We start from the raw sequence: 12110 nt of genomic DNA, 5'->3' as shown, positions 1-12110 counted from the left end.
CGTCACCGGGTGGTCCAGGCGAGCAGCTGCTCGGCCGGCCAGGTGGTGACGATCCGCTCGGGGCCGAGCCCCGCCTTCGCGGCGCGGGCGCAGCCGTACGCCTGCCAGGTGAGCTGGCCGGGTGCGTGGGCGTCGGTGTCGACGGCGAAGAGGCAGCCCGACTCGGCGGCCAGGTCGAGCAGCAGGGCGGGCGGATCGCGGCGCTCGGGGCGGCAGTTGATCTCGACGGCGGTGCCGGATTCGGCGCAGGCGGCGAAGACCCTGGCGGCGTCGAAGCGCGACTCCGGGCGCGGCTTGTCGCCGATCAGGCGGCCGGTGCAGTGGCCGAGGATGTCGGTGTGCGGGTTGCGGACGGCGGCGAGCAGCCGACGGGTCATCAGCATCGGCTCCATCCTGAGTTTGGAGTGCACGGAGGCCACCACCACGTCGAGCTGCCCGAGCAGGTCGTCCTCCTGGTCGAGGCTCCCGTCGTCCAGGATGTCGCATTCGATGCCGGTGAGCAGCCGGAATGGCGCGAGCGCGGGCCGCAGCGCCTCGATCACCTCCAGCTGCTCGCGCAACCGGTCGGGGCTGAGCCCCCGGGCGATGGTGAGCCTGGGCGAGTGGTCGGTGAGCACCGCCCACTCGTGCCCGAGTTCGCGGGCGGTGCGGGCCATCGCCTCGATCGGGCTACCGCCGTCCGACCAGTCGGAGTGCAGGTGGCAGTCGCCGCGCAGGGCCGCCGCCAACTCCTCCCCGCCGGTGGCCAGCGGGGTGCGGGCCCGCTGCTCCAGCTCGGCGAGGTAGGCCGGGGTGCGCCCGGCGACGGCCTCGGTGACGACCTTGGCGGTGGTCGGCCCCACGCCGGGCAGGTCGGTGGCCCGTGCGGCGAGCGCCTGCTGGTCCGGGTCCTGGGCGAGCCGGGCGCGGACGGCGTCGGCCGCGTGCCGGAAGGCCTGCACCCGGTACGGCGAGGCCTGCTCGCGTTCCAGCAGGAAGGCGATCCGTTCCAGTACCTGAACGGGGTCCATGTGGCCTCCGTGCCCGGCGGGGCCCGTGGGGAAACCACCCGGCTGAGCGGTTTCCGCCGCCGCCACCCGGGCACTCGACAGGGAGGGGGCGCCCACGTGAGGAGGCACGTCCATGTCGTACCCCGCCACCGCTGCCGACCGCACCGAGGGTGTCCCGCCGGATGCCCTGCACAACGACGTCCTGGTACGGGAGCTGGCCCAGCTGCACCGCACCAGGCACGAGACCTTCCTCTACGGCTCGGAGGACGCCCTGCGCCGCCACACGCTGCGCACCGGGCAGCTGGAGGCCGAGTTCGTCCGCCGCTTCCCCACCCGCCAGGTCACGGCCGGGCGGACCAGGTCGGGCGCCCGCGCCCGCGAGGCCGCGGCCGAGACCGAGGCCCATCCGCAGTAGTCCCCAGACCCGTCAGTCCGTGGGCCCATCCCCAGCCGAGGGGGCGCAGCATGCCCATCGCCACCGTCAACCCCGCCACCGGCGAGACCCTGGAGACCTTCGAGCCGCTGGGCCCGGACGGCCTGGAGGCGAGGCTGGCCCGCGCCGAGGCCGCCTTCCGGGAGTACCGCGGCGTCGGCTTCGAGTTCCGCGCCGAGCTGCTCCGCCGGGCCGCCGGGGTGTTCGACACCGAGCAGGAGCACCTGGCCCGGACGGTGACCACCGAGATGGGCAAGCCGATCGCGCAGGCCCGCGCGGAGGCCGCCAAGTGCGCCCGAGCCCTGCGCTGGTACGCCGACCACGGCGCCGCACTGATCGCGGACGAGCACCCGGCGGACGAGGACACGGCGGACTCCGGCGCGGCGGCCGCGCTCGTCCGGTACCGGCCGCTCGGCCCGGTGCTGGCGGTCATGCCGTGGAACTTCCCGCTCTGGCAGGTGGTCCGGTTCGCCGCTCCCGCGCTGATGGCCGGCAACGTCGGGCTGCTCAAGCACGCCTCCAACGTGCCCCGCACGGCGCTCGCCCTGGAGGAGATCTTCCGACGGGCCGGGGCTCCGGAGGGCTGCTTCCAGACGCTGCTGATCGGTTCGGCGGCGGTCGAGGGCGTGATCCGGGACGACCGGGTGGCGGCCGTGACGCTGACCGGCAGCGAGGGCGCGGGCCGGTCGGTCGGCGCGGTCGCCGGTGACGCGCTGAAGAAGAGCGTGCTGGAGCTGGGCGGCAGTGACCCCTTCGTCGTCCTGCCGAGCGCCGACCTGCCCGAAGCCGTCCGGACGGCCGTCCGGGCCCGGGTGCAGAACAACGGCCAGTCCTGCATCGCGGCCAAGCGCTTCATCGTCCACACCGACGTGTACGACGCCTTCGCCGCCGCCTTCACCGCGCAGCTGCGCGCCCTGCGGGTCGGCGACCCGGCGGACGAACGCGCCGAGCTGGGCCCGCTGGCCACCCGCCAGGGCCGGGACGACCTGGCCGCCCTGGTGAGCGATGCCGTCACCCACGGCGCGACGGTCGAGACCGGCGGCGTCCGCCTGGACGGCACCCCCGGCCAGCCGGGCGGCGACGGCTGGTACTACCCGCCGACGGTCGTCACCGGCGTCACCCCCGAGATGCGGCTGCACCACGAGGAGGCGTTCGGACCGGTCGCCTCCCTCTACCGGGTCGGCAGCCTGGCGGAGGCGGTCGCCACCGCCAACGACTCACCGTTCGGGCTGAGTTCCAGCGTCTGGACGACCGACCCGGCGGAGCGCGAGGTGTGCGTACGGGACATCGAGGCGGGCGGCGTGTTCTTCAACGGCATGACCGCCTCGCACCCGGCGCTGCCCTTCGGCGGGGTGAAGCGCTCCGGCTACGGCCGCGAGCTGGCCGGGCACGGCATCCGGGAGTTCTGCAACGTCACCACCGTCTGGCTGGGGCACACCAACTAGCCGGAAGCCTCAGGAGACCGCCCGCAGCCGCCGCCCCGGCTTCCCGGCCGCCTCCAGCGCCTGCTGCAACTCGTCCCGGCTCATCGTCGAACGCCCGTGCACGCCCTGCTCGGTGGCCATCCGGTACAGCTCCGCCTTGGTGAGCCCGGCGAGGTCCGCCGGCTCCGCCTCGGGCTCAGCCGCAACACCGGCTGCGCCCGCCTGGCTCAGGCTGCGCTGGAGCATGTCCATCAGGTCGACCACGTTGGTCGACTCGGGGGTCGGCCCGGCGGTGACGGTCTCCTCGCCGTTGAGCTTCGCCTCGACGAGCGCCCGCACCTGGTCGGCGTAGGTGTCGTGGTAGGCGTCCGGATCCCAGTCGACGCTGAGCGCCTCGATCAACTGCCGGGCGGCGGCCAGCTCCTGTGCACGCGGCTCGGCCTGCTCGGGCAGGTTGTCGACCTCCCGGCGCGGGTCACGGACCTCGTCGGCGTAGTGCATGGTCTGGAGCACCAGCAGGTCGCCCTCGGCCCGCACCGCCGCCAGGTACTGCTTGCCGCGCATCGCGAAGTTCGCGACCCCGGCCCGGCCGGTCTCGGCCAGCGCCCGTTGCAGCAGCGCGTAGACCTTGGCGTACTCCTTGCCCCGGGGGCCCAGGTAGTAGGTCTTGTCGAAGAAGATCGGGTCGACCTTCTCCAGCTCGACGAACCCGTTGATCTCGATCGTCTTCGAGCGGCCGGGCGAGATCCCGTCCAGCTCGGCCGGTTCGATGACGACGTACTCGCCCTCTGCGACCTCGTACCCCTTGACGATGTCGCCGTACTCGACCTCCTTGCCGGTCCGCTCGTTCACCCGCAGGTTGCGGACCCGGTCGGAGGTGCCGCGTTGGAGCTGCCGGAAGTGCAGCGAGTGGTCCTCCGTCGCCGCATAGACCCCCACGGGCACGGTGACCAGCCCGAAGCTCACGGTGCCGGTCCAGATCGGTCTGGCCATCGCCGACCTCCTCAGATCGCTCCCCTCCATGCTGCTCCTCCCTCCCCGGACGTGCCCTCCCCACCGGCGGCATGGCAGAAAAGGTGGGATGCAGGTCATTGCTGCCATCCGCCTCCGCTGCCAGGCTGGGCCCGTGACCGGCAGAAGCGTGCTCTTCGTCCTCTACGACACCGTGCAGAGCCTCGATGTGACCGGCCCGTGGGAGGTCTTCTCCGGCGCGGCCCCCGCGAGCGGGCAGCGCCCGTACGAGCTGCGCACCGCCTCGCTCGGCGGGCGGCCGGTGCGGACGGGCAGCGGGTTGACGCTGCTGCCGGACGCGGACCTCGACGCCTGCGGCACCCCGCACACGCTGCTGGTGCCGGGCGGCCGGGGCAGTCGGCAGCCGCCGCCGGAGCTGGTCCGCCGGGTGGCGGAGCTGGCGGCGGGCGCCGAGCGGGTGGTGTCGGTGTGCACGGGGGCCTTCCTGCTGGCGGAGGCCGGTCTGCTGGCCGGGCGGCGGGTCACCACGCACTGGGCGCACTGCGCCTCGCTGGCCCGGCGCTTCCCCGACGTCGAGGTCGACCCGGATCCGATCTTCGTCCGGGACGGGCGGATCTCCAGCTCGGCCGGGGTGACGGCGGGCATCGACCTGGCGCTCGCGCTGGTCGAGGAGGACCACGGCCGGGAGGCCGCGCTGCTGATCGCCCGGCACCTGGTGATGTTCCTCCGACGGCCGGGCGGCCAGGCCCAGTTCAGCACCCAGCTGGCGGCGCAGCTCGCGGACCGCAAGCCGCTGCGCGAGGTGCAGCAGTGGATCGCCGACCACCCGGACGCCGACCTGGCCGTCCCGGCACTGGCCCGGCGGGCGGCACTCTCGCCGCGCCAGTTCGCCCGTTCGTTCACCGCCGAGGTCGGCGTGACCCCGGGGCGTTACGTCGACGCGGTGCGGCTGGAGACCGCCCGCCGCCTGCTGGAGCACTCCGACGACGGCATCGAGCAGGTCGCCCGCGCCGCCGGCTACCGCACCACCGAGGCGATGCGGCGGGCCTTCACCCAGGCGCTCGGCTCGCCGCCGTCCGAGTACCGCCGACGCTTCGCCGCCCCGCCGCACCACCCGCCGCACCACCCGCCGCACCACGCCGCTGCACCCGCCCGGCGCAGCGCCGGTCTGCCAGGACGGGCTTCGGCGAGCAACACTTGAGACATGAACGGATCACTGGGGCCCTCCGACGGGGACATCTTCACCCCGCCGGTGGTCGTGCGTCCGCCCACCGGCGGGGCCAGACCGTACCGGCGGGTGGAGATCTACGGGCGGGCGGTCGGCAAGGCGTTCACGGCGGCCGACGTGGCGGAGTTCATCCGCCGGGCGGGAGTCGACGACCCCGATCTCGCCGACCCCGAGCTGGTCGGCTGGCGGGGCGGCGACGAGACGGTCTGGACGGCGGACTAGGGCCTGTCCGGCCGATCTTGGCGGATCAGCGCGCGGCGTTGGGCGCCCGGCTGGGCGTGCCGCCGGGGCGGCCTCGTACTGGGCCGTACTTGGCCGCTCCGGCGGTGCGTCCAGCCGGGATGCCCGGCGTCGCGCGCCCGGCAAGATCGGCCGGACAGGGCCTAGGGCCTCGGGCCCATCCGGGCCAACCGCGTCCCCCCATCCGCTGACGGCGCCCCCGGCGGGGTGGACGGCGGACCGGGCGGCTGCGGTAGTGGGATAAACCCACCGCTACCAGGAGCCCCGATGCGCCTCGCCCCCGTGGCCGCCCTCGCCCTGCTCACCGCCGTCGGGACGGGCTGCGCCGCCCCGACCCTGCCCCCGCTCAGCGCCCCGAGCTCCGCCGAGCCGAGCCCGGCCTCCCCGACACCCGCCGCGGTCGCCGCGCCGATGCCGAAGCCGGGCACGACGGTCGCGGTGGCGGCCGTCGGCGAACTCGGGCCGATCCTGGTCGACGGCACCGGCCGCACGCTCTACCTCTTCGACGCCGACACCTCCGTCCAGTCGACCTGCGCGGACGCCTGCGCAGCCGCCTGGCCGGCCGTGACCACCACCGGCCCGCCCGTGGCGGGTGCGGGCGCCGACGCCGGGCTGATCGGCACCACCCCGCGCCCGGACGGCAGCGTCGCCGTGCTCTACAAGGGCCGCCCGCTGTACCGGTTCGCTGGTGACAGTGCGGTGGGCGACGCCAACGGACAGTTGCAGGAGCAGTTCGACTCGATCTGGTACGTGGCGAACGCGGTGGGTGACAAGGTCGGCAAGGCGGCCCGGGTGGACGCCGCGATGGGCGGCTGACCGGGCGGCGTCCCACCCAGCGGTCAGGTCCTGCACCGCATGAAAGATCGACTCCTGCCCGCATAATCCGCCGGAGCGGCCCCGAATTCACCGCTGATTTGCCACATTCTTATGCGTGACCCTGATGAACAATCCCATTCAGAGAAACCTCAAGAAATGCTCAAGTGGCATCTGACCTGCGGATATGACGGAGCACGTACACGCTGTGCGGCGATCGTGAAAATGACCCGCTGAATGTAACTATTCGGAATCGGCGGCTGTTGCGAGGCCAGAACCTCCGCCTAGCCTTGGGCAACTCTCACCACCCCTGCCGTCTTCCGAGAGGTCATCCCCCATGGCATCTGCCGACCAGCTCGCCGTCCTGACGGACACCAAATCCACCGGTTCGCCAGGAGGCGGCAGCAAGCTGCGCCGCGAAGTTGGCCTGATCGGCCTGCTCTGGGCCTCCGTAGGCTCGATCATCGGCTCCGGCTGGCTGTTCGGCGCCAAGAACGCCGTCGTCGTCGCGGGCCCCGCCGCCGTCATCTCCTGGGGCATCGGCGCGGTCGCGATCGCGCTGCTCGCCTTCGTGCACGCCGAGCTCGGCGGCCTGTTCGCCGTCGCCGGCGGCACCGCCCGCTACCCGCACTACGCGTTCGGCGGCCTGGCCGGCATGTCCTTCGGCTGGTTCTCCTGGCTCCAGGCCGCGACCGTCGCCCCGATCGAGGTCGAGGCGATGATCGGTTACGCCGGTCACTGGGAGTTCGCGAAGAGCTTCCTGGCCGCCGACGGCACCCTCACCACCAGCGGATTCATCGTCGCGGTGCTGCTGATGGGCGTCTTCGTCGCGGTGAACTTCCTCGGCGTACGGGTACTGGCCGCGACCAACAGCGTCGCGACCTGGCTGAAGATCTTCGTCCCGCTGCTGACGATCTTCCTGCTGGCCCTGACCAACTTCCACGGCTCCAACTTCACCTCGCACGGCTTCGCGCCGTTCGGCGTGAAGGGCATCCTGGGTGCGATCAGCAGCAGCGGCATCATCTTCGCCCTGCTCGGCTTCGAGCAGGCCATCCAGCTCTCCGGTGAGAGCAAGAACCCCAAGCGCGACATCCCCCGCGCCGTGCTGGGCTCCGTCACCATCGGCACCCTGATCTACACCCTGCTCCAGGTCGTCTTCATCGCCGCCCTGCCCACCGCCGCCTTCGCGGGCGGCTGGGACAAGCTCGACTTCGCCGGCATCAGCGGCCCCTTCGCCGGCCTGGCGACGGTCGTCGGCCTCGGCTGGCTGGCCTGGGTGCTGTACTTCGACGCCATCGTCTCCCCCGGCGGCACCGGCCTGATCTACACCACCTCCACCTCCCGGATCTCCTACGGCCTCAGCAAGAACGGCTACGCGCCGCAGGTCTTCGAACGCGTCGACCGCCGGGGCGTGCCGTGGTTCGGCCTGGTGATGTCCTTCATCACCGGCGTGGTCTGCTTCCTGCCCTTCCCCAGCTGGCAGGAGCTGGTCGGCTTCATCACCTCCGCCAGCGTGCTGATGTACGCGGGCGCCCCGCTCGCCTTCGGCGCCCTGCGGGCCCGGCTGCCCGAGCGTGAGCGCTCGTACCGGCTGCCCGGCGGTGGCGTGATCGCCCCGCTCTCGTTCGCCGTGGCGAGCCTGATCATGTACTGGTCCGGCTGGCACACCCTCTCCCGCCTGGGCTTCGCGATCCTGCTCGGCTACCTGCTGCTCGGCGGTTACGCGGCGTACGCGATCCGCAAGGGTCTGCCGAACGCGCCCCGGCTGGACTGGAAGGCGGCCCAGTGGCTGCCGGTCTACCTGATCGGCATGGGCCTGATCTCGTGGCAGGGCGGCTTCGGCGGCACCGGCAACCTGCCGCTCTGGTGGGACATGGCACTGATCGCCGCCTTCTCCGTCGGCATCTACTACTGGGCGATCAAGGTCGCGCTGCCCGCCGAGGAGATCGAGCGCAACGTCGCCGGTATCGAGGTGGTCGACGCGGGCGGTCACTGACCCCGTGAGACCGCAGGAGGCCCGGCCGGTGCTCACCGGCCGGGCCTCCTGCGGTTGTGGGAGTGGTCGGTCGGTGATTCAGTCGGAAGCGGCCGCAGCGGAGCGCCCGCTGCCCCCGGCTGGTACCTCACGTACCGCAAGGAGGCCCTCCCACCATGTCCGATGCACACGTCCCGTACACCACCAACAACGCCGGTGTCCCGGTCGAGAGCGACTCGGATTCGCTGACCGCCGGAGCCGTCGGCCCGATCCTGCTCCACGACCACTACCTGATCGAGAAGATGGCGCAGTTCAACCGGGAACGCGTCCCCGAGCGGGTGGTGCACGCCAAGGGGGGCGGCGCGTACGGCATCTTCGAAACCACCCAGGACGTCAGCGAGTTCACCAAGGCGGATCTCTTCCAGCCCGGCAAGCGGACCGAGATGCTGGCCCGGTTCTCCACCGTGGCGGGCGAGTTGGGCACCCCGGACAGCTGGCGTGACCCGCGCGGCTTCGCGCTGAAGTTCTACACCGAGCAGGGCAACTACGACCTGGTCGGCAACAACACGCCGGTCTTCTTCGTCCGCGACCCGATCAAGTTCCAGGACTTCATCCGCTCGCAGAAGCGCCGCCCGGACACCCACCTGCGCGACAACGACATGCAGTGGGACTTCTGGACGCTCAGCCCCGAATCCGCCCACCAGGTCACCTGGTTGATGGGCGACCGGGGCATCCCGAAGACCTGGCGCCACATGAACGGCTACGGCTCGCACACCTACCAGTGGGTCAGCGCGAGCGGCAAGCGCTCCTGGGTGAAGTACCACTTCAAGACCGACCAGGGCATCGACTTCCTCACCCAGGCCGAGGCCGACACGCTGGCCGGCGTCGACCCGGACGCCCACCTGCGGGACCTCTACACCGCGATCGAGCGCGGCGAGCACCCGTCCTGGACGCTCAAGGTGCAGATCATGCCCTTCGAGGCGGCCTGGGAGTACCGCTTCAACCCCTTCGACCTGACCAAGGTGTGGCCGCACAGCGACTTCCCCGAGATCGAGGTCGGCCGGATGACGCTGAACCGCAATCCGGACAACTACCACGTGCACATCGAGCAGGCCGCGTTCGAGCCCTCCAACCTGGTGCCCGGCATCGGTGTCTCGCCGGACAAGATGCTGCTCGGGCGGATCTTCTCCTACCCCGACACCCACCGGTACCGGATCGGCCCCAACTACGCCCAGCTGCCGCCGAACCGGGCGCACGTGCCGGTGCACTCGTACGCCAAGGACGGGCCGATGCGCTTCGACGCCTCCCGGGCCACCACGCCGTACGCGCCGAACTCGCACGACGGCCCGGCGGCCCGGCCCGACCTCTGGGGCGGCCCGCTCGGCTGGGACGTGCAGGGGCAGATGGTGCGCGCCGCCTACCCGCTGCACGCCGAGGACGACGACTGGGGGCAGGCCGGGACGCTCGTCCGGCAGGTGATGGACGACGCGGCCCGCGAGCGGCTGATCTCCAACGTCGCCGGGCATCTGCAGAACGGGGTGTCGGCCCCGGTGCTGGAGCGGGCCTTCCAGTACTGGCGCAACATCGACAAGGCGCTCGGTGACCGGATCGCCGCGAAGGTCAACGGCGGGTGAGACACCCGCAGTGAAGGGGCGCGGGTCTCCCGCGCCCCTTCGTGCTGCCCGGGGAAGGTCTGCGGGTGGGAGCGTTGACAAGGTGGTGAGGGCCGGGGAAGCTAAGCAAGCGCTTAGTCACACCGACCTCCGAGGACGCCATGAGTGACGACCACCCCGACAGCCCGCCCGGCCTCGACCTCACCCGGGTCCGCGCGCACCTCGACACCCGGCTGCCCGGCGCCGTGCGCGGGCCGCTGCGGGCCAGACTCTTCGAGGGCGGCCGGTCGAACCTCACGTACCTGCTGGAGGACGGCCACAGCGCCTGGGTGCTGCGGCGCCCGCCGCTCGGGCACGTGCTGGCCACCGCGCACGACATGACCCGCGAGTACCGGGTGCTGGACGCCCTGCACCCCACGCCCGTGCCGGTGCCCAGGCCGCTGCTGCTGACCGAGGACCCGGAGGTCCTCGGCGCGCCGTTCTACCTGATGGAGTACGTCGAGGGCACCCCGCACCGGGACGCCGCCGCCCTCGGCGCCCTCGGCGAAGAGCGGGTGCACGCGCTGGGCCTGCACCTCACCGACACCCTGGTCGACCTGCACGCGATCGACCCGGCCGCCGTCGGCCTCGCCGCCGTCGGCCGCCCGGAGGGCTTCCTGGAGCGGCAGCTCAGGCGCTGGGCCAAGCAGTTGGATGCCTCCCGGAGCCGCGAGGTGCCGGGCATCGACGAGCTGCACAGCCGCCTGGCCGAGACGCTGCCCGACTCCCCCGCCCCCGCCCTGGTGCACGGCGACTACCGCCTCGACAACGTGCTGGTCGGCCCGGACGACCGCATCAAGGCCGTACTCGACTGGGAGATGTCCACCCTCGGCGACCCGCTCACCGACCTCGGGCTGCTCGTGATGTACACCGAACTCGCCCGGCAGTACGACGGCATCCTGCCCGGCGCGGCACTCGCCCCCGGCTTCCCCGACACCGCCGAACTGGTCGGCCGCTACGCCGCCGGCTCCGGACGGGACGTCTCCGCGCTCGGCTGGTACGTCGGCTTCGCCTCGTTCAAGCTCGCCGTGGTGCTGGAGGGCATCCACTACCGGTACGGCCAGGGCCGCACGGTCGGCGCCGGCTTCGACCGGGTCGGCGAACTCGTACCCCTCTTCGTCCGGTTCGGCCTCACCTCGCTGAAGGAGCGGTGACCATGGAGTTCGCCTACGACGCCCGGACGGAGGAGCTGCGCGGCCGGCTGCTCGCCTTCATGGCCGAGCACGTGCACCCCGCCGAGCCGCTGCTCGCCGCCCAACTCGCCGACCCGGCACGGGAGGCGTGGACGATCCCGCCCGTCGTCGCCGAGCTCCAGGCCGAGGCCAAGGCCCGCAGGCTGTGGAACCTCTTCCTCCCCGGCGAGGCGGGCGCGGGGCTGACCAACCTCCAGTACGCGCCGCTGGCCGAGATCACCGGCCGCTCGATCCTGCTCGCGCCCGCCGCCCTCAACTGCGCGGCCCCGGACACCGGCAACATGGAGCTGCTCAACGAATTCGGCGACGAGGCACAGCGCGAGCAGTGGCTGAAGCCGCTGCTCGCCGGGGAGATCCGCTCGGCCTTCGCGATGACCGAGCCCGAGGTCGCCTCCTCCGACGCCACCAACATCACCACCCGGATCGAGCGGGACGGCGACAGCTACGTCGTCAACGGCCGCAAGTGGTACATCACCGGGGCGATGAACCCGAACTGCCGGATCTTCATCGTGATGGGCAAGACCGACCCGGCCGCCGAGCCGCACCGCCGGCAGTCCATGATCCTGGTGCCGCGCGACACCCCCGGCGTGACGGTGCGCCGGGGCATGACGGTCTTCGGGTACGAGGACGCCGACCACGGCGGGCACGCCGAGATCCTCTTCGAGGACGCCCGGGTGCCCGCCGCGAACCTGATCGGCGGCGAGGGCGACGGCTTCGCGATCGCCCAGGCCCGGCTCGGCCCCGGCCGCATCCACCACTGCATGCGGGCGATCGGGATCGCCGAGCGGGCCCTGGAGTTGATGTGCCGCCGGGTCTCCGAGCGGATCGCCTTCGGAAAGCCGCTGGCCGAACAGGGCGTGGTGCAGGACTGGATCGCCGAAGCCCGGGTACGGATCGAGCAGGCCCGGCTGCTGGTCCTGAAGACGGCCTGGCTGATGGACACCGTCGGCAACCGGGGCGCGCACACCGAGATCCAGGCCATCAAGATCGCCGTGCCCGCGGCGGTCGAGTGGATCCTCGACAAGGCCGTACAGGCGCACGGCGCGGCCGGTGTAAGCCAGGACACCCCGCTCGCCCAACTCTGGGCGGGAAACCGGACGTTGCGGCTGGCCGACGGCCCCGACGAGGTGCACAGGCGATCGCTCGCCCGGCGCGAGCTCAAGCGGCAGCTGCTGGAGAAGGAGAGCTGAG

At 72.3% G+C, this 12110-nt stretch carries 11 protein-coding genes; 9 read left to right on the top strand and 2 right to left on the bottom strand.

Translation table 11 applies throughout. The features are described 5' to 3' along the window. Positions 1-2 precede the first annotated feature (2 nt). Positions 3-1010, bottom strand: coding sequence for a PHP domain-containing protein (locus ACR68M_RS27690; protein WP_441246856.1), 1008 nt, complete (start codon positions 1008-1010; stop codon positions 3-5). 112 nt (positions 1011-1122) lie between these two features. On the opposite strand from ACR68M_RS27690, the gene ACR68M_RS27685 reads away from it, so the two are divergent. Further along, positions 1123-1404: a DUF6158 family protein gene (locus ACR68M_RS27685; RefSeq protein ID WP_441246855.1), complete on the top strand. Its 282-nt coding sequence runs from the start codon at positions 1123-1125 to the stop codon at positions 1402-1404. A gap of 50 nt (positions 1405-1454) precedes the next feature. Continuing rightward, complete coding sequence (locus tag ACR68M_RS27680; protein WP_441246854.1) at positions 1455-2867, top strand: NADP-dependent succinic semialdehyde dehydrogenase; 1413 nt, start codon at positions 1455-1457, stop codon at positions 2865-2867. 9 nt (positions 2868-2876) lie between these two features. Here ACR68M_RS27680 and ku read toward each other — a convergent pair whose 3' ends face one another. After that, the gene (ku, locus tag ACR68M_RS27675; protein WP_441246853.1) at positions 2877-3839 is read right to left on the bottom strand and encodes a non-homologous end joining protein Ku; all 963 of its coding nucleotides are present in this window, start codon (positions 3837-3839) and stop codon (positions 2877-2879) included. Between the two features lie 133 nt (positions 3840-3972). Here ku and ACR68M_RS27670 point away from each other — a divergent pair, with 133 nt between their 5' ends. From ACR68M_RS27670 to ACR68M_RS27640, 7 genes are all read left to right on the top strand, one after another. Further along, on the top strand, positions 3973-5019 hold the full coding sequence (locus ACR68M_RS27670) for a GlxA family transcriptional regulator (protein ID WP_441246852.1): 1047 nt from the start codon (positions 3973-3975) through the stop codon (positions 5017-5019). A gap of 3 nt (positions 5020-5022) precedes the next feature. Next, a complete protein-coding gene (locus ACR68M_RS27665; RefSeq protein WP_441246851.1) occupies positions 5023-5268 on the top strand; it encodes a hypothetical protein in 246 nt (81 codons plus the stop codon). Between the two features lie 285 nt (positions 5269-5553). Further along, positions 5554-6102: a COG4315 family predicted lipoprotein gene (locus ACR68M_RS27660; RefSeq protein WP_441246850.1), complete on the top strand. Its 549-nt coding sequence runs from the start codon at positions 5554-5556 to the stop codon at positions 6100-6102. Positions 6103-6436: 334 nt separating this feature from the next. Further along, a complete protein-coding gene (locus ACR68M_RS27655; RefSeq protein ID WP_441246849.1) occupies positions 6437-8095 on the top strand; it encodes an APC family permease in 1659 nt (552 codons plus the stop codon). 155 nt (positions 8096-8250) lie between these two features. Further along, positions 8251-9708: a catalase gene (locus tag ACR68M_RS27650; RefSeq protein WP_441246848.1), complete on the top strand. Its 1458-nt coding sequence runs from the start codon at positions 8251-8253 to the stop codon at positions 9706-9708. A gap of 140 nt (positions 9709-9848) precedes the next feature. Then, complete coding sequence (locus ACR68M_RS27645; protein WP_441246847.1) at positions 9849-10880, top strand: phosphotransferase family protein; 1032 nt, start codon at positions 9849-9851, stop codon at positions 10878-10880. A gap of 2 nt (positions 10881-10882) precedes the next feature. Beyond that, on the top strand, positions 10883-12109 hold the full coding sequence (locus ACR68M_RS27640) for an acyl-CoA dehydrogenase family protein (RefSeq protein WP_441246846.1): 1227 nt from the start codon (positions 10883-10885) through the stop codon (positions 12107-12109). The last annotated feature ends 1 nt before the right edge of the window (position 12110 follow it).

Origin of the sequence: Kitasatospora sp. McL0602, from assembly GCF_052076145.1 — a bacterium.
In the GTDB taxonomy this organism is placed as follows: Bacteria; Actinomycetota; Actinomycetes; order Streptomycetales; family Streptomycetaceae; genus Kitasatospora.
This window is presented reverse-complemented; position numbering and strand designations above follow the sequence as displayed.

What these genes read in the sequence shown, in the direction of transcription:
- ACR68M_RS27690 (WP_441246856.1), bottom strand. Translation starts at nt 1,010, where the DNA reads ATGGACCCCGTTCAGGTACTGGAACGGATCGCCTTCCTGCTGGAACGC.
- ACR68M_RS27685 (WP_441246855.1), top strand. Translation starts at nt 1,123, where the DNA reads ATGTCGTACCCCGCCACCGCTGCCGACCGCACCGAGGGTGTCCCGCCG.
- ACR68M_RS27680 (WP_441246854.1), top strand. Translation starts at nt 1,455, where the DNA reads ATGCCCATCGCCACCGTCAACCCCGCCACCGGCGAGACCCTGGAGACC.
- ku (WP_441246853.1), bottom strand. Translation starts at nt 3,839, where the DNA reads ATGGCCAGACCGATCTGGACCGGCACCGTGAGCTTCGGGCTGGTCACC.
- ACR68M_RS27665 (WP_441246851.1), top strand. Translation starts at nt 5,023, where the DNA reads ATGAACGGATCACTGGGGCCCTCCGACGGGGACATCTTCACCCCGCCG.
- ACR68M_RS27660 (WP_441246850.1), top strand. Translation starts at nt 5,554, where the DNA reads ATGCGCCTCGCCCCCGTGGCCGCCCTCGCCCTGCTCACCGCCGTCGGG.
- ACR68M_RS27655 (WP_441246849.1), top strand. Translation starts at nt 6,437, where the DNA reads ATGGCATCTGCCGACCAGCTCGCCGTCCTGACGGACACCAAATCCACC.
- ACR68M_RS27650 (WP_441246848.1), top strand. Translation starts at nt 8,251, where the DNA reads ATGTCCGATGCACACGTCCCGTACACCACCAACAACGCCGGTGTCCCG.
- ACR68M_RS27645 (WP_441246847.1), top strand. Translation starts at nt 9,849, where the DNA reads ATGAGTGACGACCACCCCGACAGCCCGCCCGGCCTCGACCTCACCCGG.
- ACR68M_RS27640 (WP_441246846.1), top strand. Translation starts at nt 10,883, where the DNA reads ATGGAGTTCGCCTACGACGCCCGGACGGAGGAGCTGCGCGGCCGGCTG.